This window comes from Sinomicrobium sp., from assembly GCA_029266035.1.
GTDB lineage: Bacteria > Bacteroidota > Bacteroidia > Flavobacteriales > Flavobacteriaceae > Sinomicrobium.
The window spans coordinates 45,023-70,667 of sequence record JAJUFH010000006.1; the positions used below are offsets into that span (position 1 = coordinate 45,023).

Annotated in this window: 19 protein-coding genes; 16 read left to right on the plus strand and 3 right to left on the minus strand. The window is 43.7% G+C overall.

Features of this window, described 5'->3' with window-relative positions:
* Nucleotides 1–9 precede the first annotated feature (9 nt).
* Genes ACYZZR_RS05085 through ACYZZR_RS05095 form a run of 3 tightly spaced genes read left to right on the plus strand, consistent with a single transcriptional unit; the run spans nucleotide 10 to nucleotide 2,817 of the window.
* A complete protein-coding gene (locus ACYZZR_RS05085; protein WP_461532920.1) occupies nucleotides 10–837 on the plus strand; it encodes a cell envelope biogenesis protein OmpA in 828 nt (275 codons plus the stop codon).
* Nucleotides 824–1,309, plus strand: a complete 486-nt coding sequence (locus ACYZZR_RS05090; protein ID WP_461532921.1) for a Rab family GTPase — start codon at nucleotides 824–826, stop codon at nucleotides 1,307–1,309. Before ACYZZR_RS05085 ends, ACYZZR_RS05090 begins: the two co-directional genes overlap by 14 nt.
* Nucleotides 1,309–2,817, plus strand: coding sequence for a hybrid sensor histidine kinase/response regulator (locus ACYZZR_RS05095; protein WP_461532922.1), 1,509 nt, complete (start codon nucleotides 1,309–1,311; stop codon nucleotides 2,815–2,817). Before ACYZZR_RS05090 ends, ACYZZR_RS05095 begins: the two co-directional genes overlap by 1 nt.
* A 45-nt stretch (nucleotides 2,818–2,862) precedes the next feature.
* Here the strand turns inward: ACYZZR_RS05095 and ACYZZR_RS05100 are convergent, their stop codons facing one another.
* Nucleotides 2,863–3,294, minus strand: coding sequence for a tellurite resistance TerB family protein (locus tag ACYZZR_RS05100; protein WP_461532923.1), 432 nt, complete (start codon nucleotides 3,292–3,294; stop codon nucleotides 2,863–2,865).
* A gap of 178 nt (nucleotides 3,295–3,472) precedes the next feature.
* Between ACYZZR_RS05100 and mfd the strand changes: the two genes are divergently transcribed.
* From mfd to ACYZZR_RS05130, 6 genes are all read left to right on the plus strand, one after another.
* On the plus strand, nucleotides 3,473–6,814 hold the full coding sequence (gene mfd, locus ACYZZR_RS05105; RefSeq protein WP_461532967.1) for a transcription-repair coupling factor: 3,342 nt from the start codon (nucleotides 3,473–3,475) through the stop codon (nucleotides 6,812–6,814).
* 120 nt (nucleotides 6,815–6,934) lie between these two features.
* Complete coding sequence (locus tag ACYZZR_RS05110; protein WP_461532924.1) at nucleotides 6,935–7,813, plus strand: cell division protein FtsX; 879 nt, start codon at nucleotides 6,935–6,937, stop codon at nucleotides 7,811–7,813.
* A 12-nt stretch (nucleotides 7,814–7,825) separates the two neighbouring features.
* The gene (locus ACYZZR_RS05115) at nucleotides 7,826–8,086 is read left to right on the plus strand and encodes a DUF3098 domain-containing protein (RefSeq protein ID WP_461532925.1); all 261 of its coding nucleotides are present in this window, start codon (nucleotides 7,826–7,828) and stop codon (nucleotides 8,084–8,086) included.
* A gap of 118 nt (nucleotides 8,087–8,204) precedes the next feature.
* A complete protein-coding gene (locus ACYZZR_RS05120) occupies nucleotides 8,205–8,999 on the plus strand; it encodes an undecaprenyl-diphosphate phosphatase (RefSeq protein WP_461532926.1) in 795 nt (264 codons plus the stop codon).
* A gap of 2 nt (nucleotides 9,000–9,001) precedes the next feature.
* Entirely contained in the window at nucleotides 9,002–9,706 is a 705-nt protein-coding gene (gene truB, locus ACYZZR_RS05125; RefSeq protein ID WP_461532927.1) for a tRNA pseudouridine(55) synthase TruB, read from the plus strand.
* Between the two features lie 90 nt (nucleotides 9,707–9,796).
* Nucleotides 9,797–10,531, plus strand: coding sequence for a hypothetical protein (locus ACYZZR_RS05130; protein WP_461532928.1), 735 nt, complete (start codon nucleotides 9,797–9,799; stop codon nucleotides 10,529–10,531).
* Nucleotides 10,532–10,538: 7 nt separating this feature from the next.
* Here the strand turns inward: ACYZZR_RS05130 and ACYZZR_RS05135 are convergent, their stop codons facing one another.
* Nucleotides 10,539–11,726: an anhydro-N-acetylmuramic acid kinase gene (locus ACYZZR_RS05135; RefSeq protein ID WP_461532929.1), complete on the minus strand. Its 1,188-nt coding sequence runs from the start codon at nucleotides 11,724–11,726 to the stop codon at nucleotides 10,539–10,541.
* A gap of 515 nt (nucleotides 11,727–12,241) precedes the next feature.
* Here ACYZZR_RS05135 and polA point away from each other — a divergent pair.
* Complete coding sequence (gene polA, locus ACYZZR_RS05140; protein WP_461532930.1) at nucleotides 12,242–15,064, plus strand: DNA polymerase I; 2,823 nt, start codon at nucleotides 12,242–12,244, stop codon at nucleotides 15,062–15,064.
* A gap of 10 nt (nucleotides 15,065–15,074) precedes the next feature.
* On the opposite strand, the gene ACYZZR_RS05145 is transcribed toward polA, so the two are convergent.
* On the minus strand, nucleotides 15,075–21,107 hold the full coding sequence (locus ACYZZR_RS05145; RefSeq protein WP_461532931.1) for an alpha-2-macroglobulin family protein: 6,033 nt from the start codon (nucleotides 21,105–21,107) through the stop codon (nucleotides 15,075–15,077).
* A 266-nt stretch (nucleotides 21,108–21,373) separates the two neighbouring features.
* On the opposite strand from ACYZZR_RS05145, the gene rplM reads away from it, so the two are divergent.
* The 6 genes from rplM to frr all read left to right on the plus strand — a co-directional run bounded on the left by rplM (nucleotide 21,374) and on the right by frr (nucleotide 25,642).
* Nucleotides 21,374–21,829: a 50S ribosomal protein L13 gene (rplM, locus tag ACYZZR_RS05150; RefSeq protein ID WP_461532932.1), complete on the plus strand. Its 456-nt coding sequence runs from the start codon at nucleotides 21,374–21,376 to the stop codon at nucleotides 21,827–21,829.
* Nucleotides 21,829–22,215 carry a 30S ribosomal protein S9 gene (rpsI, locus tag ACYZZR_RS05155; protein ID WP_461532933.1) on the plus strand — a complete coding sequence of 129 codons (387 nt, stop codon included), beginning with the start codon at nucleotides 21,829–21,831 and terminating at the stop codon, nucleotides 22,213–22,215. Before rplM ends, rpsI begins: the two co-directional genes overlap by 1 nt.
* Nucleotides 22,216–22,421: 206 nt before the next feature.
* Nucleotides 22,422–23,252: a 30S ribosomal protein S2 gene (gene rpsB, locus ACYZZR_RS05160; RefSeq protein WP_461532934.1), complete on the plus strand. Its 831-nt coding sequence runs from the start codon at nucleotides 22,422–22,424 to the stop codon at nucleotides 23,250–23,252.
* Between the two features lie 107 nt (nucleotides 23,253–23,359).
* On the plus strand, nucleotides 23,360–24,184 hold the full coding sequence (gene tsf / locus ACYZZR_RS05165; RefSeq protein ID WP_461532935.1) for a translation elongation factor Ts: 825 nt from the start codon (nucleotides 23,360–23,362) through the stop codon (nucleotides 24,182–24,184).
* Between the two features lie 159 nt (nucleotides 24,185–24,343).
* Nucleotides 24,344–25,051 (plus strand): UMP kinase, encoded by a 708-nt coding sequence (gene pyrH, locus ACYZZR_RS05170; RefSeq protein ID WP_461532936.1) that lies wholly within the window; start codon nucleotides 24,344–24,346, stop codon nucleotides 25,049–25,051.
* A gap of 33 nt (nucleotides 25,052–25,084) precedes the next feature.
* Nucleotides 25,085–25,642 carry a ribosome recycling factor gene (frr, locus tag ACYZZR_RS05175; protein ID WP_461532937.1) on the plus strand — a complete coding sequence of 186 codons (558 nt, stop codon included), beginning with the start codon at nucleotides 25,085–25,087 and terminating at the stop codon, nucleotides 25,640–25,642.
* Nucleotides 25,643–25,645: the final 3 nt, after the last annotated feature.

Consider the following 25,645-nt stretch of genomic DNA (forward strand, 5'->3'; position numbering starts at 1 on the left):
TCTTTAGCGATGAATGAGAACGACAAACTAAACATCCTCAAAGATATTCTCCTTACTGACGACAGGGAGTATGCAGAAACCATTGCCAATCGATTAAAGGCACTGGAAAGGACGCTCCATACCCGATCTGAACTGGAAGAAAGGATAGACCCCATAATCAAAACGAAACTGGAAGAATTCACGTCGGAGATTCCGCGTACTCTGGGTCCCACCATTACTGAGACCTTGAAAATTGAAATCAAGAAATCTAAAGAACAGGTAGTAGAAGCCCTCTATCCCATAATGGGTAGAATGATTAAAAAATATGTGCTTCAGGAAATTGAGCTACTCTCCGAACGCGTCAGCAATCAATTGGAAAACAGCTTCTCGGCAAAAGCTTGGAAGCGAAAGCTAAAAGCCTTATTTACTGGGGTAAGAGAAGAAGACCTCATACTGTCTGAAATCGGCAATACCTCTGTTGAACAGGTGTTTGTCATAGAAAAGAACTCGGGCATACTCCTCGGTAATTACGCAAAAACCGAAACCATAGATAAAGAGATGTTTTCGGGTATGCTCACAGCTATCAAATCATTTGTAGAAGACGCGTTTAGAGGGAAGGGACAGAACCTCGAACTCATCGAATACGAACTGTATCACATACACATACAGAGCTTTGTTTCGTACTACGTTGCAGTAGTAGTATCAGGACAGTACAATACCCCAATCAAAAACAAACTGCAAGATATCATTTTCAGTTTTTCCCAAAACTTTCTGAGCCTGATGATCTACAATCCAGATATCGACAAAAAAGACATCGTTAACGAACTAAATTATTACTTTAAGAATGACAATATCTAAAAAAATCGTATTGTTGGGACATTTTGGAGTAGGAAAGACCTCCCTAGTACGACGATTTGTAGAAAATACATTTTCAGACAATTACAAAGTCACCATCGGAGTTCACATCCTCAAAAAAGAAATGGACCTCCCCGAAAACCAAGTCAATCTCATCATCTGGGATATAGAAGGCAATGAAGACATCACAGCCACCAGATCGTCTTACCTTATGGGATCGCACGGTTTTATCTATGTTTTTGACACCACCAGAAAATCTACTTTCGAAAATCTCAAACGCGATTTAGACCACCTCAAAAACAATTACAACAACGTACCTATCATTGTAGTGGGAAATAAAAACGACCTGATAACCTCTGCCTATCTAAAAGAAAACAGTTCGCTTTTTGAACAAGTCGACTATTTCACCAGTGCCAGGACCGGAAAGAATGTAGAGCTTATTTTTGAAGACCTGACCAAAAAAATGATATCCTAATGCTCGAATTCTACAAAAAACAACACCTCTACCCTAAAGTACAATTTATAGTCATTGCGAAAAACGGAGAGGTTACAGCGTCAGACGACAATCTATTCCCTCTAGAACCAGGATCCGATATCGCGGAGTTTCATCCTTTTTTTGAAAGTGTAATCCCCCTGCTAGCTGACAAAAACACACAGTTGTCGTACTACTGTATTCACATAAAAGACAAAATATGTGATGTAGATTGCAAAACCTTTGAAGGCAAAGATCCTCTTATCGTTATCCACGATCTCACCGAACACTATGAATCGCTGCAGTTAGTAACTCAAATGCGTAACGAAACCGTAATAGAGTCGGAGATACTCTCGCTTCAGAACACCTACCTACAGGAAAAAGAAGCCTTTAAACGCACTTTTATCGCCAACTTTAGTCACGAGTTGAGAAATCCACTTACCGGGATATTCTCGTTTACCGAAATGCTCGAAAAGACTCATCTCTCCGACGAGCAATACGATCTCGTTGAAGTTGTTAAATCGCTGTGTCAGGATTTGAATATTATGATTGAAGATATTCTCGACCTATCCAAAATTGAGGTCGGCAAATTCTTCACAAAAGACGAAGTGTTCGATTTCGATGAAATGCTCGACACCGTCAATTTTATTTATTCGACCAAGGCCAGACAGAAAAACTTAAATTTCCAAATTCACCGCGACGAAAAAATCCCGCAATATATCGAAGGAGATCAGAGCCGAATAAAACAACTACTTGCCAACACCATAGAAAATGCCATAAAGTTTACCGATGAGGGGCAAGTAGACCTATACCTGAAATTGAACAACAAAAGAGCCAATAAAGTCAACATACAATTTGAAATTACCGACACGGGCATAGGCATCGCAAAAAAAGATCTCAACGACATCTTTACCAGCTTTACTCAGGTGCATAAAGACAATAAGTATCCCGGATCAGGATTGGGTTTGGCGATAGTCAAAAACTTGGTCACTTTGATGGAAGGAAATATCTCGGCAGAGAGTGAACTGGGAAAAGGAACGAGCATACGGTTTAATCTCAAATTAAAATTTCCCCTTCATCACAGAGAAAAGCAAAAGAAAAAAACACAGGAGAGCGATATACTGTTCAACAATCCTGACAAATACAGCATATTGCTCATCGAAGACAACAAAATCAGTCAAATCATCGTACTCAAAATACTAGCATCTCAAGGAGCCTTCTTTCTCGATATTGCTGAAAATGGCGCTCAGGCTATGGAGAGGGTAGAAGAAAACGATTACGACCTCATTCTGATGGATTTGCGACTTCCCGATATTTCCGGCTACGAACTCGCCCCGTTAATACGAGACTTGCCCGAAAAGAAATATGCCAAAACACCTATTGTAGCTCTTTCGGGCAGTATGATGGGAGACGGAAAAAATGACTATAAAAAAGCTGGCATCAACGACATCCTACAAAAGCCGTTTCAAGAGCTACAATTGTTAAAGCAACTCAAAAAGTTTTTTAAATGATGTACTAGTTCCGCTCTGACAAAAAAAGGCATTAGCGACTCGACTCTATCGATTCATGTGTTTCATCTCTTCTTTGAAGGTGTCGAGATCTACCCCGTGAGAAACCAAATCGTATGCCTTGGCTATGATATACTTTACATTCCCCGGTGTGAATCCCAGTCCCACTCCCAACTTGTGCAACATAGCAGTCTCTTCCTCGTCAGCTATATGATCTGCATACACCATACGGACAAGATCGTAAAGGCGCTCCAGTCTCGAGTCGTAAAAAAAAGGAGGGTTTATAGGGTATTTCGCAGGATCCACCAGAATTGCAGCGTAGTCTTCTTCCGAGATATTGAGATTGACAGCCAGGCGATCGAGAAATGCTCTTTCCTCTTCATTAATCCCGCCATCCGACAGTGCTACGCGGACAATCGCCGCAAAATGATCTCTGTTTCGCTCCAAAAAGGCACTGGAATACAAATCTAATATTGACATAGCTAAGTAATATTAAAGTTTTAAAAACTTTCTTGAGTGTTCGCCGCAAATATACATTTTATCCGAGAATCTGTTTTTATTACCTTTGCACAAAATTTTTAGCGTGAATAACACCCAGGCATTGCCAGTTTCTTTTTCGGCAGCCATAGGGGCTCCCGCCCCTTCACAGTCTCCGCAAATGCGAAAACTGAGGAGTGCTATTGCCTCCGCTCAAACTTCGGAAAAAATATATGTGGGCGGACTGGTCGGCTCATCGCTCTCATTTGTCGTTGCTCAGCATTTCACAGAGAGTGAACTCCCACATATGCTCATCCTCAACGACAAGGAAGAAGCTGCCTATTACCTCAACGACTTGGAGCAGTTACTCGGAGAAGGAAACGTGCTCTTTTATCCAGGGAGCTACCGCAGGCCATATCAAATAGAAGAAACCGACAATGCCAATGTATTGCTTCGGGCCGAAGTACTCAACCGGATAAATTCTAAAAAGAAACCCGCGCTCATCATCACCTATCCCGATGCCCTCTTTGAAAAGGTTGTCACTCGCAAAACTCTAGAGCAAAACACCTTAAAAATGAAAGTAGGAGAAAGTATTTCTCCCGACTTCGTCAATGAAGTGCTTTTCGAATACCACTTTAGAAGGGTTGACTTTGTGTCAGAACCCGGTGAATTTTCCGTTCGAGGCGGCATTATAGACGTCTTTTCATTTTCTAATGACGAACCTTATCGCATAGAGTTTTTTGGAGATGAGGTAGACAGTATCAGGACATTTGACGTAGAGACACAGCTCTCGCTCAAAAAATTAAATAAAATAAGTGTCATCCCAAATGTAGAACAGAAGGTAGTGGGCGAGATGAGGGAGAGTTTTCTCAGCTATATTCCTGGAAAAACGGTGATCTTCCGTCAAAATAGCGGAATGTTTAGCTCCAGAATCGACCAACTCTTCGCAAAGGCAGAAGAGGCTTTTACCTCCCTACAAGGAACCGTAAAACACGCCAGCCCTGAAGAACTGTTCTGCAGCTCGCGGCTATTGGAAAAACAGTTTACCGAATTTGTCGTCGCCGAAACCGAAAAGTTGGCGTCGCTTAGCCTTACAGAAAAAGACAGCCCGTACAAAGAAATAGTCACCTTTCACACCCGACCACAGCCCTCGTTCAACAAGCAGTTCAACCTGCTATTGGACGATCTCGCACAAAACCGTGAAAATGGATACACAAATTACATCTTTTGCAGCAGCGAACAGCAGGCGCAACGCTTTCACGATATTTTTGAAGAACTGCAAGGAGATATCCCTTACAAAACGGTGATATTCCCGATATATCGAGGATTTATAGACGACGACCTAAAAGTGGTGTACTATACCGATCACCAGATTTTTGAGCGCTATCACAAGTTTAATCTCCGCAACGGCTATGCAAAAAAACAAGCCATCACCCTCAAAGAACTAAACCACCTGCAAATAGGCGACTACGTTACGCATATAGACCACGGTATAGGCAAGTTTGGCGGACTGCAAAAGATACAGGTGGAAGGCAAACCACAGGAGGCCATAAAACTGATTTACGGAGAACGCGATATTCTCTATGTGAGTATTCACGCCCTGCACAAAATCACCAAATACAACGGCAAGGACGGAAAACCTCCAAAAATTTACAAACTGGGCAGTAACGCTTGGAAAAACCTCAAGAAAAAGACCAAAAACAAGGTTAAAGAAATCGCCTTCAACCTGATTGAGCTATACGCCAAAAGGCGAACAAAACAAGGCTTCTCCTTTGCCCCCGACAGCTATCTACAACACGAATTGGAGGCTTCGTTTATCTACGAAGACACCCCAGACCAGAGCAAGGCTACCAAAGAGGTCAAAAACGACATGGAAAGCGAGCACCCTATGGATCGCCTCGTATGTGGAGATGTGGGCTTTGGAAAAACAGAAGTCGCAATCAGAGCTGCCTTTAAGGCGGTAGACAACAGTAAGCAGGTGGCGGTATTGGTGCCTACCACCATCTTGGCCTTTCAACATTACAAAACCTTTAGCGAGAGACTCAAAGACCTCCCTGTTACTGTCGATTACCTCAACCGCTTCCGCAGTGCAAAAGAGAAAAAAGACATACTGGAACGACTGGCCTCAGGTAAAATCGATATCGTAATCGGAACACATCAACTGGTAAACAAGAATGTAAAGTTTTACGATCTCGGGCTACTCGTGGTAGACGAAGAACAAAAATTTGGGGTAGCAGCAAAAGACAAACTCAAAACCCTAAAAGAAAATGTAGACGTGCTCACCCTCACAGCTACCCCCATTCCGAGAACGCTACAATTCAGTCTTATGGCAGCGCGCGACCTGTCGGTTATCACCACTCCGCCCCCCAACAGATATCCTATAGAAAGCCATGTAATACAGTTTAGTGAAGAAATAATACGCGATGCTGTCTCTTATGAAATACAACGTGGCGGACAGATATTTTTTATTCACAACCGCATAGAAAATATCGCTGAAGTTGCCGGTATGATACAACGACTGGTGCCAGACGCCAAAATAGGTATCGGCCATGGACAGATGGATGGCAAAAAGCTGGAACAGCTGATGCTCTCCTTTATGAACGGCGAATTTGACGTATTGGTGTCGACCACTATCGTAGAAAGCGGTCTAGATGTTCCGAATGCCAACACCATCTTTATCAACAACGCCAACAACTTTGGGCTGAGTGATCTTCATCAAATGAGAGGACGTGTAGGCCGAAGCAACAAAAAAGCTTTTTGCTACTTTATCACCCCTCCCTATTCGGCTATGACCGATGATGCCAGGAAGCGCATACAGGCTCTTGAACAATTTTCCGAACTGGGAAGCGGATTTAACATAGCGATGAAAGACCTCGAAATAAGAGGAGCCGGTGATTTGCTAGGAGGGGAACAAAGCGGCTTTATCAACGATATCGGTTTTGATACCTACCAAAAAATACTGAGTGAAGCCATAGAAGAGCTCAAAGAAAATGAGTTTAGCGATCTCTACGGCCACGACGATACCAAAGAGTATGTACGAGACACTCAAATCGACTCCGATTTTGAACTGCTTTTCCCCGACGAATACGTTAACAGCGTTACAGAACGACTCAATCTGTACAATCAGTTGAGCGCGGTGAGCAATGAGGGAGAACTCAAAAAATACGAAGACGATCTAAAGGATCGCTTTGGCCCCTTGCCGGTACAGGTCACAGATCTACTCAACAGTGTAAGACTCAAGTGGATCGCCGCTTCTATGGGATTGGAAAGACTGATTCTCAAAAACGGAAAAATGGTGGGCTATTTTATAGCTGACCAGCAGAGTCGTTTCTATCAGAGCAAAACTTTCCTCCATATTGTACAACTGATACAGCAACACCCAAAAGGCTGTAAAATGAAGGAAAAAGACACTCGATCAGGGCTTCGTCTGCTGCTTACTTTTGAAGATATCACCTCAGCCGACAAAGCGTTAAACGCCTTAAAACCCTTTGTACTCCGTGAAGAAGAGACCCCAACTCCCTAAAATTAGAGCTTATTGTCGAAGTTCAAACCCGCTTTTTTTTGTGAAACCCTGAAATGTAAGCAAGATTCAAATTATGAATTCGTTATATTTGCAAAGAAGCCCAAAAAACAGTTAACATTTATGAGTAAGTCGTTTGAAAGATACCAAAAGCGAAGACTGATTTCATCGTATTTCTCCGTAATACTCAGTATATCGCTTGTGTTGTTTCTGTTGGGTATGTTGGGCATGATGGTTATCAACACCAAAAAACTGGCCGATCACTTCAAAGAACAGGTAGCTGTATCTATTTTTCTGAAAGACGACGCCAAAAAAACAGAGATAGAACAACTGCAAAAAAGCCTTGCCCTAGCCGAGTACACCAAATCGGTCAGCTTTGTCTCTAAAGAAGCTGCTGCAGAAGCACAGAGTGCGGAAATGGGAGAGAATTTTATGGATTTTTTAGGATACAATCCCTTGCAGAATTCCATAGACGTCAGATTAAAAGCCGATTTTGTAGACGCTCAAAAACTGGAAGAAATTGCCGGAGAAATAGGAACAAAAAATTTTGTGGACGAAGTGTCCTACGACCGTCCTCTTATCACTCTGCTCAACGAAAACATCAAACGCTTAAGTCTTTGGATATTACTGGCCAGTGGTGCCTTTACCATTATAGCTGTGCTGCTGATAAACAGTTCGATTCGACTGTCTATCTACTCAAAACGGTTTATTATCAAGACTATGCAGATGGTAGGAGCCACAAAGCGCTTTATACGACGGCCATTTATACAAACCAGTGTTAAACTGGGCGTTATAGGTGCCGTAATTGCCATAGCCGCTATGGTTGCCTGCCTGTACTATTTCGACCGACTATTCCCGGAACTCGGACTCTTGCAGGATCCCGCTCTACTCCTGATACTGTTTGCCGGCATCTTCCTCATGGGAGCGGTTATAAGTTGGATTAGCACCTATTTTGCAGCTCAAAGATTTCTGAACCTGCGCACAGACGATTTGTATTACTAATAAAACAACACCATGAGTAAAAAAGATAAATCACAACGAGAATTCATATTCCAAAAAAAGAATTACACCGTGATGTTTGCTGGTCTCGCTCTGATAGCACTGGGATTTATCCTAATGAGTGGAGGCGGCACAGACGATCCGACGACCTTTAATTCAGAAATATTTAGCTTCAGGAGAATAAGACTTGCCCCCACTCTTGTCATTGTCGGTTTTGCCATGCAGATATACGCCATCCTGCTTTCTCCTAAGGCTAAAAACAATAAAAATGAATAGTGGATCAACTGTGTATTCGACCAATACCCGCTCTATCAAAACATTGAGTTGTCAAATATTCAATAAACCCTATTTCCCTTCGTTTAGTCTGATAAATGATCTAACCCGACAGTAACACATGGACATTATTGACGCAATTATCCTAGGAATCGTCCAGGGTCTTACCGAATTCCTTCCCGTATCATCCAGCGGTCATCTCGAAATAGGGAAAGCCTTGCTTGGCGACAACTCCCTACCCGAAGAGAGCCTTGTCTTTACCGTAGTTCTCCACTTTGCCACTGCTCTGAGTACCATAGTCATATTTCGGAAAGAGGTTGTGGAAATCCTAAATGGACTCTTCCGTTTCAAAGACAACGAAGAAACGAGATTTTCCATTAAAATCATCCTCTCCATGATTCCGGCAGTATTCGTAGGGCTGGTATTTGAAAAGCAACTGGAGCAACTCTTCGGAGGGAACATATTGCTGGTGGGATCTATGTTGCTCATCACTGCATTGCTGCTCTATTTTGCAGATCGTGCCAAAGACACCACAAAAAACGTCACCTACAAAAATGCAATTATTATAGGGATCTCTCAGGCTATCGCACTGCTCCCCGGCATATCCCGAAGTGGGGCTACCATCTCCACTTCTGTATTACTCGGTATAGACAAAAGCAAGGCCGCAAGGTTTTCTTTTCTCATGGTAGTCCCTCTCATATTCGGAAGTATTGCTAAAGAACTGCTCTATGGAAACATCAGTTTTCAAGCAGAGCAAATCACCCCCCTCGCCGCAGGTTTTGCTGCAGCTTTTTTCTCCGGACTCCTCGCTTGTACTTGGATGATAAAGCTAGTGCGCAACAGCAAACTCACCTATTTTTCAGTGTACTGCCTCATCGTAGGAATTGTGGCTATTACTTATTCATTTTCACAATAACGATGGAAAAAAATTCTGCCGAATACTTCACAGAAGGACAGATTCTACTAATAGACAAACCGCTACACTGGTCGTCTTTCCAGGCGGTAAACAAGATTAGATGGGCGATTCGTAAAAGTTTTGGTCTCAAAAAGATCAAGGTAGGGCACGCCGGCACCCTCGATCCCCTCGCTACAGGTTTGTTGATTGTATGCACCGGAAAATTCACAAAAAAAATACCGGAACTACAGGGGCAGGTCAAAGAATACACCGGTACCATTTCTCTCGGGGCAACCACGCCTTCGTACGATTTGGAAACCGAAGTAGACCAATCCTATCCCACTGCACATATCAGCCCGGAACTGATTCGAGAGACCGCTGCAAAATTCACCGGAGAAATTGCCCAGATTCCTCCTGTATTCTCCGCTATTAAAAAAGACGGGAAGAGATTGTACGAACACGCGCGAAAAGGACAAGAAGTAGAGATAGAACCTAGAAATATAACTATTCACTCTTTCGAGACAGACGACAGTCATTTTCCCGACATCTCCTTTAGAGTGGTGTGTAGTAAAGGCACTTACATACGTTCTCTCGCTCACGACTTCGGACAGGCGATGCAATCAGGGGCACATCTTTCCAAACTCCGTCGCACAGCTATTGGCAACTACCGGGTAGAAGAAGCCATTACACCCGATGCCTTTGTGGAAGGCCTTCGTGAAAATCCGTAATTTTTTAGTATTTTTCACGAGAAAACCACATCCCGAGACGATGTGTTTTGTGCCACCCAATTATTTTGTGCTTCGGGCGTTATATAAAATATGGAACTGAACGGAAAACAATACGCATTGCTGATATCATCACTTGTCATGATGCTCCTACTGCTTACTCTGTTTAATATCCACCTCTCGACACAGCAAAAAAAAGAACGACTAATCGAACTGCAAGTAGAGGAAATAGTCGAAGAAAATATCCAACTACCAAAGGAGAGTAGCCGAATTAAAACGCATATGGCCTATAACGAATCGGTAAAGAGTAAGTTTGAAGAGGAAATTAAGGAATTTAAAACACTGGAAGAGCTCAGAGAAGGGAAAAGAGCTGAAGAAAGTGAAGAAGAACAGGAAGAAGATGCTTCAGACAACACTTCCAACACCGCAGAAAACGAATCTATAGACGGTGGCATCTATAGGGAAAAGCAGTCGGAAAAAACTCCCGAAAAATCTAAGGAGTCCGAAGGAGACAACAGTACCCATAACACGGTATTGCACAATAACACAAACCGACACAGCTCTATTTCTTATTCCCTAGTAAACCGTATTCACCGTTATCTTCCAAACCCGGTATACACCTGTTCTGCCCAAGGCAAAATAGTGATCAATATACGAGTCAACTCAGCTGGAAAAGTAACCCGAGCCGATTTTAACAGAAAGAGTTCCACATCTGCCAACGGCTGTCTTGTAGACCAAGCCATCACCTATGCCTTAAAAGCCACTTTCAACAGCAGGGAAGGAAGCGGAGAACAGCAGGGCACCATCACCTACCTCTTCCAAGGATAACAACTCACTATTCCGGCAAGCTAATCTTTCCCATGCTCACCCATGGATAAGCCGAAGAACCTTCCAATTCCGGACTACCAGCCAAGGTTTCATTGGCCAGTATAGCAAACAATACCGCCTCTTTAGCATCAGGGTCAAGCCCTAATACAGAGGTGTCGACAAACTCCATTTCAGGACAAGCCTCCCGGAGCAATTCCATCAACAGGGGATTTGAAGCTCCACCGCCACTGACAAAACCACTTATTTTCCCTCTGCAATCCAAACCTCTTATACATTTTACAATTCCGGCCACGGTAAAATGAGCCAAAGTGTGAAGAACATCTTCGGGAGATATCACTTCGGCACAACGCTGCTGTGCATGGTCTATATAATGCTCATTAAAAAGTTCGGGGCCTGTAGTACGTGACCCTTCTTCTTTAAAAAAAGGATGATCTAACAAAGCCTTCAATAACTTTTCGTTCCGCTGTCCTTGCCGTGCGATCTTTGCATCTCGGTCGAAAGGCAGGTCGAAATGCTTTTTTACATAAGCATCCATAAGTGTATTCCCAGGGCCGGTATCAGTACAGAAGGCTTCGTTAAACCCAGCTCCGGCTTGAAGAAAAGTCAAGTTGGCAATTCCACCTATATTGAGTAAAACCCGTGATTCTTCCACATCGGAAAAAAGCAAGTAATCGCCGTATGCGGCCAAAGGTGCTCCTTCGCCTCCCGCTGCAATATGCTTCTGCCTGAAATCAGACAAGGTTATAATCCCTGTTTTTACTGCTAAATGATCGCCATCGCCCAACTGAAGGGTCGCATTAGAATATTCATCCCGTTCGTGATAGCGTTTGGGCGCGTGATAAATGGTTTGCCCGTGACTGGCCACAAGATCGACCTCTTCCGGTTGCACTGCCCAATTCTTCAGAGCTTGTAGTATCATAGCGGCGTGTACCTCCGCTATATGGGGGTTCAACAGACATAATTGAGCTATGCTTCCAGTTTCCTTAGCAAATACTTCGCTTATACTATTCCTAAACCCATCCGAATAGGGAACGGTGACAAATTGCAACAGCTCTACTTCTGTTTTCTGTCCGTGCCCCTCCACCCTACAGAGTGCTATATCTAGTCCGTCGAGAGAAGTACCACTCATCAGACCGACAATCAGTCTCGATTTTTTTCGGGAGATCTCATATAGTTTTGCAATCGACCGCTTCATTGTAGTTTTTTAGTTGATTCGTTCGTAGTTTGTCAAAGGTAATCAACAATCTGTTCTATCTATATCACCTCCTATTTTTTGATCTGCATTGAGTTGAAATAAATTACCTTGTCAGGGCGACAAGAAACCGTTAGACGAAACAATCACAATTTATATATACAAGACGCCGTAGAGACGCAAAATTTTGCGTCTACCCCCATTGACGAATTGATGTGGTACAATTGGAAATCTTGTATCGGATGCTTTAATAAAATTTATTCAATACAAATATGTATCGAATAAAATGTTAATGTCCGGAAACCTGAGTAGGAATAGAAGTTTTGGGATTGGAGTTTACGTTTTGTCTAAATAACTCAATTACCATCACCCGCCATGGCAAGGAGTGCAAGGCAAAGCTGCGCGCGACGTGGACATCGGGAAATAGTTGTTTAGTTGTTTAGTTGTTAGTGTGTATTAATCAATGGGTGTTGTGCAATTAAATCCTTACTTTTACGCAAACAAACGTCAACACACTTATGTCTGCACAGAAACGCCTTTTTTTACTGGATGCTTACGCACTAATTTTCCGTGGGTATTACGCCTTTATCAAGAATCCGAGGATCAACTCTAAGGGAATGGACACCTCGGCCATTATGGGCTTTACCAATTCCCTGCTCGATGTGATTCGGCGTGAAAAACCCGATCATCTCGCGGTGGCATTCGACAAAGGAGGCTCGGCAGCTCGTACCGAAATGTTTGAGGCGTATAAGGCCAATCGAGACGAGACCCCGGAGGCGATTAGAATTGCTGTCCCTTATATTCAGTCCATTCTAAAAGCCATGCATATTCCGGTCATCGAAAAGGAGGGATTTGAAGCAGACGACATCATAGGAACCTTGGCTAAACAGGCTGAAAAGAAGGGGTATCTCACCTATATGGTTACTCCCGACAAGGATTTTGCTCAACTGGTTTCCGAAAACATATTTATGTATCGCCCCGCACGTATGGGCAACGGGATAGAAATATGGGGGATACCCGAAGTTCAGAAAAAATTTGAAGTGGAGACACCTGAACAAGTGATCGATTACCTCGGGATGATGGGTGATGCGGCAGACAATATCCCCGGATTTCCGGGAGTAGGTGATAAAACCGCTAAAAAATTCATCAAGGAATTCGGCAGCGTGGAAAATCTGATCGCCAATGCCGACAGCCTGAAAGGCAAGATGAAAGAAAAGATAAAAGACAATGCCGAACAGGGATTGCTCTCTAAGGAGCTCGCCCGAATTATGCTGGACGTTCCGGTGACGTTTCACGAAGAGGATTTTGAATTAAATACTCCTGATTTTGACCAGGTAAAAGAGATCTTCCAAGAACTGGAATTTCGCCGTCTTACCGAAAACTTCATAAAGATATTCAGTCCGGAAACCACAGTAGAAAGCAATACGACAACCTCTTCGGGCTCACCCTCACCTCAGTCGGGCACACAGTTTGACCTCTTCGGAAATCCGGGAGAAGAGAGTGTTCAAGCCGAATCGGACAGCGGGTATAAATCTCTGGAAAACAGCACTCATCTGTACCAGTTGGTAAACACTCCTATGGCGAGAGCCCTGCTGTTGCAAAAACTAATGCTTCAGACGAGTGTTTGCTTTGACACCGAAACCACCAGTCTTAAGGCATTACAGGCCACACTCGTCGGGATCGCCTTCTCCTGGGAACCCGGAAAAGGATATTATCTCGCGCTTCCCGAAGAGCGAAAAGAAGCTCAGGCCATCTTGGAAGAGTTCCGCCCTTTTTTTGAAAATGAAGACATCGAAAAAACAGGACAAAATCTAAAATACGATATCAAGGTACTCTCCAATTACGGTATAGCGGTAAAAGGAAAGTTGTTCGACACCATGATTGCCCACTACCTCATCAATCCAGATATGAGACACAATATGGATGTACTGGCCGAGACCTATCTCAACTACAAGCCTTTACCCATAGAAACTCTTATCGGTAAAAAAGGGAAGAATCAAGGGTCTATGCGCGATGTAGCTCTCGAAAAACAGACAGAATACGCGGTAGAAGATGCAGATATCACGCTGCAACTAAAACAGTTGTTTCAGTCAGAACTCCCCAACCGAAATGCCCTTAAGCTATTTGAAGACATTGAAGCTCCTTTGGTACAGGTGCTTTCAGATATGGAAATCGAAGGTATTCGAGTAGATACAGCCTATCTGAATTCACTGTCTCAAGCCTTGGACAAAGACATTAAGGTTCTCGAAAAAAACATCTACGAACAGGCTGGAGAAGAGTTTAACCTAGCCTCCCCAAAGCAGCTTGGCCCAATACTATTCGACAAACTCAAACTGGTAGACAAACCAAAAAAGACCAAGACAGGTCAGTATTCTACCGCAGAAGATGTGCTCTCCTATCTCGCCAAAGACCACCAAATTGTCGAAGACATACTGATGTGGCGACAATTGCAGAAGTTACAGAACACCTATGTCGATGCTCTGCCCAACGAGATCAACCCCAACACAGGGCGTATACACACTGTGTATAGTCAGGCGGTTGCGGCTACAGGTAGGTTGAGCAGCAACAATCCCAACCTGCAAAACATCCCTATCCGTACCGAAAGGGGTCGACAGGTACGAAAGGCTTTTATTGCCCGAGATAAGGATTACACCCTCCTGGCTGCCGACTATTCGCAGATAGAGCTTCGCATCATCGCTGCGCTCAGCGAAGAAGAAAATATGATTAAAGCCTTTGCTGAAGGACAGGATATCCACGCCTCTACTGCGGCTAGGGTTTTCGGAGTTCCTTTGGAGGAAGTGACCCGCGAACAGCGGAGCAATGCCAAAACGGTAAATTTCGGTATTATCTACGGGGTTTCCGCTTTCGGGCTCAGCAACCAGACAACGCTGTCGAGGAGTGAGGCCAAAGAACTCATTGACACCTATTACAAGACCTATCCAAAACTAAGAGCTTATATCAACAAGCAGATACACTTTGCACAAGACCACGGCTATGTTGAAACCGTACTCGGAAGAAGGCGTTACCTGCCCGATATCAATTCCAGAAACCAGGTAGTTCGCGGAGCTGCCGAGCGGAATGCTGTAAATGCCCCTGTTCAGGGTAGTGCGGCCGATATCATCAAAATAGCCATGATAAATATCCATCGCAAGCTTAGAGAAGGCAAATTCAAAACTAAAATGCTGCTACAGGTGCACGATGAACTGGTATTTGACGCCTACAAGCCGGAGCTGGAAACCATCAAGCCGCTGATTAAATCGGAAATGGAAAACGCATACAAACTCAGCGTTCCCCTCGACGTAGAAATAGGACTCGGAGAAGACTGGCTCAGTGCACACTGAGCCGATCTTCTTATTTTATATTGACCCTTATCCCTTCGGAATGTGCGCTCATCTCAGGAGCGTACATACACTGTAGGGAAGTGATTCCGTTGGAAAAATCACCACTGTTATTTGCTCTGAGATCGTATTCAAAAACATAAACTCCCTTCTGCATACGGTCGGCAAAAAAGTTGGTAGCGGCATCGCGAGTGCTTTCGTAATACCCCAGATTGCCCTGCCAACGATATCCCGACAACACATTAACCGGCTCAAAGCCACTGGCGCGCATATCTTTAATATGTACGAACTCCAGATCTCGATCGTTCTTTATCTCGAGGCGAACAGTCACCAAATCTCCTACTCTTATAGGTGTTTTTTCGGTGATGGGTTGTAATTCCGGACCTTTATCCGTCATTTTTTTCAGGAAGAGTTCCTTTTTAAAACGCAGGCCGGTCTCGGCAGAAGTGATCTTATCCAAGTCCTCAAAATACTGCCAGTACAGCGCTCCCCAAACCACACCTGGTGAGGTTTTTTCTATATTCACCTCACCCATTTCCGACTTAATCTCCTCTCCTTGCCAGCTTGTTTTTACATAACCACTACCTCGCTGTGTTTCTTCCATTTTCTCAATATCCAGCTTATTCTCACCAAGGCTTACAGCCAATCCTCCTTCCGTATTCACCCAATCTTTACCGGTACTCATCAGTGCATAAACCGCTTCGGTAGTCGCTTTGGTAGACGCCCAGCGATTGGTCTGTCTGTTTTTCAGCAACCACACCTTCATCAATTCCACACTCTCGGTATCGTTCAACACCTCGTCGAAAGCCTCTATCAGCAATGCCTGAGTTTCTATGGGGGCATTTTGCCAATACCAACCCGGAAGGTTGTCTTTCCAGTACATTCCCATCTCGTCGCTCACCACCGACTGCTCTTTTGCCGACCGCAGCAATTTTCTCGCCTGAGTATCTTTTCCAAAACGGTGGTATACCAGCGATAACATAGCCTGGTAATATCGAGATTTGCCAAATTGTTCTTTTTCAAACTGCTTCAGAAAATAGTCGGCCATAGCTTTTCCTGTATCGCTCAGAGGATAATCTTCCAGGAAATAACTTCGCGCATACATCCAGTACACCCCACTGTATAAAGAAGGAGTATGCTCCTCATTTTTCTGATAGCGATCCCATTCAGCTTTCATCTCCCCATCGATATATCTTATTCCATTTTGTATAATATTTTCTGGGCTAATCTCGAAATCCTTATCAAACTCCACACCCATGGCCTGCAAATGACCAAAACCGGAAACAATATGAGTGGTAATATAGCGGTTAGGAGCACCTCCGTCAAACCAGGGGAAGGCTCCGGACGACAATTGCTTGCTCTGCAATTTTCGGAAAGTAGACTGCAGCTCATTACGCATATTGTTCAAGTCGAAGAGCACTGCGATTCGCTTCATCTGTTCGCTTTCACTGGCTGCCTGACGTACCCAAGGGGTTTCTTCAAGCAGTAGGGATTTCAGCTCTTCATTGAGCTCAAGTTTGGACTGTAACTGTCCCTTGCTATTCCAATCGTCAAAAACCGCCTTTATTTTAGGATTGGAGTTCACCAGTTGTTGAGAGATAACATTGCCGTACAATCGAGAAAACACCTGCTCAGAACAATCGTAAGGAAACTCTCTTAGATACGGCAGCGAAAACACAGCATACCATACCGGATTGGTCGTCATTTCGAAGGTGAGCCTGAAATTGTCCCGTGTTGCAGATTGTGTGTGCAATAGTTTATCCAATTCAAATCGCTTTTGCTGTCCTTCTCTTATGTGTAAGGGCAGTGTTTCGGTGACCAGCATTCTATTGGTCAACACCGGCAATGCCGATTCTTCCCCGTCGGAATAGTTTCCCGCTTTGGCCACCACTCTATACACAATAGCCTGCTGTCCTTTCGGAACTTTTAAAGTCCACCCCACATTGGCGCTTTGTCCTTCCCCGGCGGCAAATTCGCGGTTGTTGTTGTCATTGCCGAAATCGGCATCAACCGGCTGCATACTAAAAGCGTCAAACAATTGCAATTGAGCTGTTCCGGACAATGACTCCCCGGACAAATTGGTCACCTTAGCTTGAAAATCAATGACATCCCCTTCCCTTAAAAATCGAGGTGGATTGGGCACGATCATCAATTCCTTTTGAGTGCGCACACTGGCCTCGTAATTGGCCGTTTGCAGTTCTGGTGTATGCGCCAAAGCCATAAACTTCCACTCCGTAAGGCTTTCGGGAGTAGTAAAACTTACCTTTACATTTCCTTCCTTATCCGTTTTGAGATGAGGAAAGAAAAATGCAGTTTCCTGTAGGGCTCGCCGCGGCTGAACAGAAGACAAATCCGCTTCAGTATCACCAGGCGATGGCGGAGAAGGGGGGGCACTTGACATTTCAAATGGCACATCATCCATCACGGTCGATTCAGATATTGAAGCATAACCCTGAATTTGTGTTTGTTTTTTAGGTGTTCCCGAACTAATCGAACCAGTTCCTCTTATCATTACAGTTATTCCTTTCTTATAATTGATATCAAAACCATACCAATCAATGTTTTCAAACCAAGGTTTACTATGTGGCACCTTAGTAAAATTGCGCAACAATTGATTAAAATAGCTAGATCCATATGCGGCAGAGGTATTCCACCTTCTCCTGCTGTATTCCTTCAACATACTTTTGCCGGGACTCCATTGTATATCATGTGGCTTAAACTGATCGAGAGAAGCATCGTACATAGTGGCGAGCATCTCAGTTCCCTTTGTGGTCAGTTTGGCGAGGAAAGCATCTGTCCCTTTCCCGCTTACCGTAAGTTCCCAATGCTCTTCATCTCCCGGTTGTAACTTGTCGCGCATGGTACCGGCAGTGATTTCCAAAGTATTTTCTTCTAAAGGAACGACGATGGTCTCCACTCCTTGCTGGGCGGTATTGAATTTTCCGAAGTAATAATGTACAAAGACATTGCCTCTGTAATCTTCCTCTACAGGAAAGGAGAAGGTTTTTGTCCCCCTGTTTATCTTGAGTATTTCCCGTTTTACGATCTCTCCATCGCTCTCCAATTCTACCACCATCACAACATCATGAGCAGCACTGGCGAAAGTCAGCCGGGCTTCTTCTCCCGGACTATAGCTATCCTTGTCGACTGTCACAGACAGCAACTCATTGTCTACAGGCTGTTTTTTATCCCTCTTATACAAGTATACTAACTGTTCTGTAGGAATGCTGTCTTTTCCGTCTCGAATATACCCTCGCAACAGGTAATGACCTTCTTCCCACTCTTTTCCGGGTTTTACCGCAATCTCCTTACTCTTCCCGGTATCGAAATTAGTCGAAATCACCGGCCTTTCCTCTTTCCAGTTTTCTTTTTTGTTTTCGTCTCCATAGGGATCGTTTGGAAACAGGCGTACGAATTCATCTTTACTGTACAATTCGTAATCCCCTTCCGGTAGCTGAACTTCCCGCAATACCCGTTCCGGAGGAACTATCTTGGTCAGGCTCAGCTCTCCTTTTGCCGGCACAAACTGTCCGTTGAGATTTTGGGTGTGCAGTCCTATCTTTTCCAAATCTTCCCAAGCCATCTTCGACGGCATATCCAGATGAAGAGTATATCTGAGGTCTCCTACCGCAATGTTCTGACTTCCGGATCGAGTCTCTCCGTTGACATCTGTAACATCCGCTTCTACGGTATAGCTATAAGTACGCGGATTTTTTGCCTTCTCCTTAGAAACCGGAGTTATCGCCTCAAAGGGAATCTCAAAACGCCCTTCGGTATCTGTAGTCGTTTCTCCATGTGTAATCTCCTCTCTCGGTTCTGGGCGAATTACGCTCTGTCTCCACCAGGGAATATATGGATATATCGCCTGGCGATACACCCTGTACACCACCTTTGCACCGTCTATATTCGCACCCGAGTACGCCAGTGCTTGCGCAGTTGCCTTGACTTCCTCTTCGAGGCGGAAGTTCTCTTTTACCGTGTCGAATACCACTTCAAAACGGGGGCGCTTGTATTCTTCTACATTAATGAATACACCTCCTTCATCACTATTCAACCTATACATCCCGGTAAGCCCTCCCGAAGGAAGTACAAACTCTCCGGATACAGAACCAAAGGAATTAGTAGTCAGCTTCTGCTCAGTCACAGTACGGCTGTTAGGATCTACCAACTCAATATTCAGTTTCTCATCTGAAACGACTTCCATTTTTCCATCCGGATTCTCCTTGTAGTGTATTGCCTTAAAATACACCGTTTGCCCCGGTCGGTATATCGCTCGATCTGTAAAAAACTTAGTAGTATAGGAAGTCTCTTTCTCTTGCCTGCTATTGCGATAGCTATACTGATTGTAAAATACTTCTTCTCCTTTAATACGATAGTAACTGCTATAGCTCCCCTTAGCTAAAAAAGGAATCTCTACTCGACCAAAATCATCGGTAGTAAGTGTTTTTACCAAATCTAATCCTTTGTCGTCCCTTTTAAATACCTCTACAGTTATTCTCGATTGCGGATGCCCGCTCTGTCTTTCGGTAATCATCAATTCGCTACCATTTCCCACCATCGCATAATCAGTGACATTGAGTTGATCTGATTGCAGTATTGCACCTTCATTTTTTAAATCAAAATCTGCCTCATTGCTCGCCAGAATAATATATCTTCCCTCGGGCAAGTTCTCTAAGGCCGCTGTTGTTGTGTGTTCTTGGTAATCGTCGAAGGTTTTCAGGTTGAGCATAAATTCTTTCTTGAGAGGATATTTTCGCATTAAAGCTTCCAGCAATTCCTGTTTGTCTTTATTCTTGGCATAGCGAATCTCGCGCAACGGATCTTCAAAATAATTTTCAAGATCCGGGTGGAATTGCAATACTTTAAAATAAATCTTGTCGAGGTTTTTATGCATCACCGACATAGGGTTTGCCTGTTTACTCGGGATATAAGATTCCAATCGTATCTCAAACTTCTTTTCTTTTATCTGTTGTTCTAACCTTAGAGCCTCATTTACCGAAGGCGTCCCTTCGTAGTCGCTTGTTATACGATTGACAAGCGACAGCGCCTTTTCACACCACTCTTTTCTCGCTTCAAAATTTTGAGCCTCCTCCTCATTCGCCTGTTTCTGGTAAAATTGAGCGAGTTCCAACAACACCTCCCCACTATACCAGCTGTCGGGAGCAATGCGGGAAAGTGTTTCTAATTTGTCTACATACTGTTCATTGCTGTATTCTCCCTCACAGAGATTAATCGCCTTAAGAGCATTGTAGAGCTGGGCATTTGTATTCCCCTTTTCCCGGTGAAATTCTTCCAGTTCTAAAAGCAGGTTTAATGCTTTTCCTCTATAGTATTCAATATCTGTATCCCTTTTAAAAGTATTGGAAAAAATGGATGGTTGATCGAGAAGAAAATCGATTGCTCTATGAGCGATAAGATCGTACATAGTGGGGCGGAGCTCTCTCCCCAATTTAATATATGCTTCGCTCTCTTGTTTCTTATCTTCCTTCTTCTCTCCCCTCTTTACACCCTGCCAGACTAGCATCTTATCCCACTCGGTTACCCTTTGCAGCCGAAGTGTCTCTACATTTTCAAGGGAGCTGAGATAAAGAGCAGTAATTCTGTCTTTAAAAACACCCTCGCTCCAAAACCGGAAATCTTCGGTCGAAGCCTCTTTCATCTCGGTACGCTTGTTTATGGCCCATCTATTCCTGCGGTAATAGGAGCTCAGGGTTTCTGCCAACATAGACGAGAGCACGTTTTTTTCTACTCCAGAAGCTGTGCTGATTTCCGATTCAAAATTGCGAATTATCTGTAGCTGCACCTCATCACTATCGTCGGTAATTACGGCTATTTTACTCTGGTACAACAAAGCCCGTATCCTCTGAGTAGCATTGCCGTCTTTTCCGGCAGCTTGGTATATTTCATCTACCTCGGGCAGCAAACTTTTGAGTTCTCCTTCTATTTCTTTCTCTTCGATTTCCTTCCACTTCTTTTCGTAGGGAAATTCTTGGGCGGCTAATGGCATACAAAAGAGGATTAGTACACAGTATAAATAGGTATTCATAGACATTGTTTTTCTCGTTCTTAAAAATACGTTATTTTCGGCGATTTCTATTCAGCAATTAACAAATAATATGCCACAAATCTCCTCAATTTCCCCCTATCACCCCCTGACATAACCCCTTTTGATTAAAGAGGAGATTAGCTCGATGAAAACCAAACGATTACCCGTCTTAAAATAATAGGGGACTGCATTTGTAATTACGAGATATAGTTGTACATTTGCACCCCGTTTATTGGGAATGGAATGTTTAATTTAAAAAAATTAATGTGAACACCTTAAGCTACAAAACCATTTCAGCCAACAAGGCGACCGCTGACAAAAAGTGGTTACTTGTCGATGCTGAAGGACAGACGTTGGGACGTCTCGCTTCTAAAGTGGCCACGCTACTCAGAGGGAAGCACAAGCCCAACTACACTCCTCATGTGGACTGTGGAGATAATGTGGTAATTATCAACGCAGAGAAAATCAATTTAACCGGCAACAAGTGGGAGGCCAAAAAGTACATCCGTCACACCGGATATCCTGGTGGACAACGGGAACTCAACGCCCGTGAGCTATTTGCTAAAGGTCCTGCTCGCCTGATCGAGAAATCTGTTAAAGGTATGCTGCCCAAGAACAGACTGGGAGCAGAGCTTTTCCGCAACCTCAAGGTTTACGCAGGAGCTGAGCACAAACAGGAGGCGCAACAACCCACTGTTATTAACTTAAACGAGCTGAAGTAATGGAAGTTATTCACAAGATCGGCAGAAGAAAAACTGCAGTTGCAAGGGTATATGTTTCTCAAGGAAGCGGGAACATTACCGTCAACAAAAAAGAACTCAACACTTATTTTCCTACTGCCACATTGCAGTACAAAGTAAAACAACCGTTGAACCTTACCGATACCGCAGATCAATTCGATATCAAGGTAAATGTTTACGGCGGTGGTAGCAATGGACAAGCTGAGGCTGTTCGTCTCGCAATCTCCAGAGCACTTTGCGAAGTAGATACTGAAAACAGAGGAACACTGAAACCCGAAGGTTTACTCACTCGTGATCCTCGAATGGTAGAACGCAAGAAATACGGTCAGAAAAAAGCCCGTAAGAAATTCCAGTTCTCCAAACGTTAATTTTTTCCGGATTCAGGCCTACTACAAACTGGCACAATCCGAAATTTATCCTCTTCAAATCCGGTAGTACCGGTTGAGGTATTAAAACAAAACATGTTGTCGTTGTCCCGAGATAGAGGGAAATTAGTTTAGCATCCAAATGGCGAAGGCCTCTGCAGAGCCACTTCGACATTGCTAACTCAACGGAACGTAAACTATTACAAAAAATGGCAAGCAAAATAGAAGTTAAAGAATTATTAGATGCAGGTGTACACTTCGGACACCTCACCAGAAAGTGGAATCCAAATATGGCTCCTTACATCTATATGGAGCGAAACGGCATCCACGTTATCAACCTGTACAAAACAGTGGCGAAAATAGAGGAAGCCAACGAGGCCCTCAAAAAAATCGCCGCTTCGGGCAGGAAAATCCTTTTCGTAGCTACCAAAAAACAGGCTAAAGACATCGTTGCTGAAAAAGCAGGGGCTGTAAACATGCCTTATATCACCGAAAGATGGCCCGGCGGAATGCTGACCAACTTCGTAACCATTCGCAAGGCGGTGAAAAAAATGGCAGCCATCGACAGGATGAAAAAAGACGGTACATTCAACACTCTTTCCAAAAAAGAACGTCTACAAGTTGATCGTTTAAGAGCAAAGCTGGAAAAACAACTCGGTTCGATAGCAGATATGACCCGACTTCCCGGGGCACTGTTTATTGTAGATACCATGCGTGAACACATTGCCGTAAAAGAGGCACAAAAATTAAACATTCCAATTTTCGCCATGGTAGATACCAATTCGGATCCACGCGACGTAGATTATGTCATTCCTTCAAACGATGACGCTTCCAAATCTATCGAGAGTATACTTACACATGTTACCGCCGCTGTAGCTGAAGGGCTGTCTGAAAGAAAAGCTGAACGCGCTGAAAAGGATGCTAAATCTGAAAAAGACGAAAAGAGCGAAGCTCCTGCCAATACAGAGGAAACAGCTACTGCCGCAGATAACAGTGAAGAGGTCAAAGCCGAAGCTGCGGAAAACAACAGTGAAAATTAAACTTTAATTTAATATTGGGGTAATCTCCTCAAACGGATATTGAAATACTTTTATTCCGTATTGTTTGAGGAGTTTCTCCCCGTATTCAAAATAAAATCTAAGAAAAAATGGCAAATATCACAGCCGCAGAAGTTAACAAATTAAGGCAGGCTACCGGTGCCGGTATGATGGATTGCAAAAAGGCCTTGGTAGAAGCCGAAGGTGATTTTGACAAAGCGATTGAAATACTTCGCAAAAAAGGACAAAAAGTAGCAGCAAACCGCGCAGACAGAGAGTCTACCGAAGGAGCTGTTATCGCTAAAATAAACAGTGACGCCACTCAAGGGGTTATCGTTTCACTGAATTGCGAGACTGATTTTGTAGCCAAAAATGAATCTTTCATAAAATTGGCCAACGATTTGGCTGAATTGGCGCTGAACTACCCTAGCAAAGAAGAGCTGTTAAAAGCAGACTTCAACGGCATTACCGTAGAAGAGAAGCTCACAGAGCAAACCGGAGTTATCGGAGAAAAAATAGAAATAGGTGGTTTTGAAGCTATCGAAGCTCCTTTTGTAGGCGCTTATATTCACGCCGGAAACAAAATAGCTACAATAGTCAGCTTGTCTGCGCGCGTTGACGGTGCTGAAGAAGCTGCCAAAAACGTAGCCATGCAAGCTGCCGCAATGAATCCTATTGCGCTGGACGAAAATGGTGTAGATCAATCTGTAATCGACAAGGAGATCGAGATTGCCAAAGATCAGTTGAGAGCTGAAGGCAAACCCGAAGCTATGCTCGACAATATCGCCAAAGGAAAACTGAAGCGTTTCTTTAAAGACAACACTTTGGTAAATCAAGATTACATCAAAGACAGCAAGACCAGTGTTGCCAATTATGTGAAATCGGTAAACAGCAATCTCACTGTTACAGGATTTAGAAGAGTAGCTCTTGGATAAGAAACAATATTCCGGACACACAAATTCCTACTAGAGTAAAAGCCACACCCAAAGGTGTGGCTTTTTTAGTAGTAATCGCAAAAAATTATGCGGATTAAAATTTCCGTTTTCCTAATTTGAGATAATCATTATCTTTGCACACAACTCATCCGAAAAACTATGCAGTACAAGAGAATTCTCCTCAAACTCAGCGGGGAAGCCCTGATGGGACAAAAACAATATGGAATTGACCCTCAGCGCCTCTCAGAATACGCTGACAACATCAAAGAAATCGCGGAAAAAGGCGTTCAAATTGCCATAGTAATCGGAGGAGGCAATATATTTAGGGGAGTCGCCGGAGCCAGTAACGGCATGGATCGCGTTCAAGGCGACCATATGGGAATGCTAGCCACCGTTATCAACGGTCTAGCACTACAAAGTGCTCTCGAAGATACCGGCTTACAAACCCGGCTGCAATCGGCGATTCACATCAACGAAGTAGCCGAACCTTTTATTCGCAGGAGAGCTATCAGACACCTAGAAAAAGGTAGAGTGGTCATCTTTGGAGGAGGAACAGGTAATCCCTACTTTACAACAGACTCCGCCGCGGTGCTCCGAGCCATCGAAATCGATGCTGATGTTATCTTGAAGGGCACCAGAGTAGATGGGATCTACACTTCGGATCCTGAAAAAGACGAAAATGCTACTAAATTCGATTATATCACTTTTGACGATGTTCTGAAAAAAGGATTAAAAGTTATGGATACCACAGCTTTTACCCTGAGTCAAGAAAACGAGCTGCCAATCATTGTTTTTGACATGAACAAAAAAGGTAATCTATACAAAGTTGTTTCTGGTGAAAAAGTGGGAACCAAGGTAAATCTTTAACTATCTCGCTACAACTTAATAAAACGAACTATCATGAACGAAGAGATCAGTTTTATACTAGACAGTGCTACAGAGGCCATGGATGGAGCCATAAGCCACTTGGAAAAAGAATTCATCAATATCAGGGCTGGAAAAGCAAGCCCTTCTATGTTGGGAAGTATATTTGTAGACTACTACGGATCGCAAACACCCCTGGCTCAGATTGCCAATATCAATACTCCCGACGCCCGTACTATCAGTGTTCAGCCGTGGGAAAAAAGTATGCTACAAACTATTGAAAAAGCTATCATCGTTGCCAATATCGGTTTTAACCCCATGAACAATGGAGAAAATATCATCATTAATGTCCCCCCTCTTACCGAGGAAAGACGTAGGGAATTGGTTAAACAAGCCAAGGCTGTATCCGAAGATGCCAAGGTGAGCATCAGGGGAGCCCGGCAGGAAGCCAACAAAGATGTCAAAAAGCTAGAAGACACTTCCGATGACATCAAAAAGAACGCTGAGGTCGACATACAAAACCTCACCGATAGCTATATCAAAAAAGTGGATGCCTTGCTCGTCGTAAAAGAAAAGGAAATAATGACTGTTTAATGA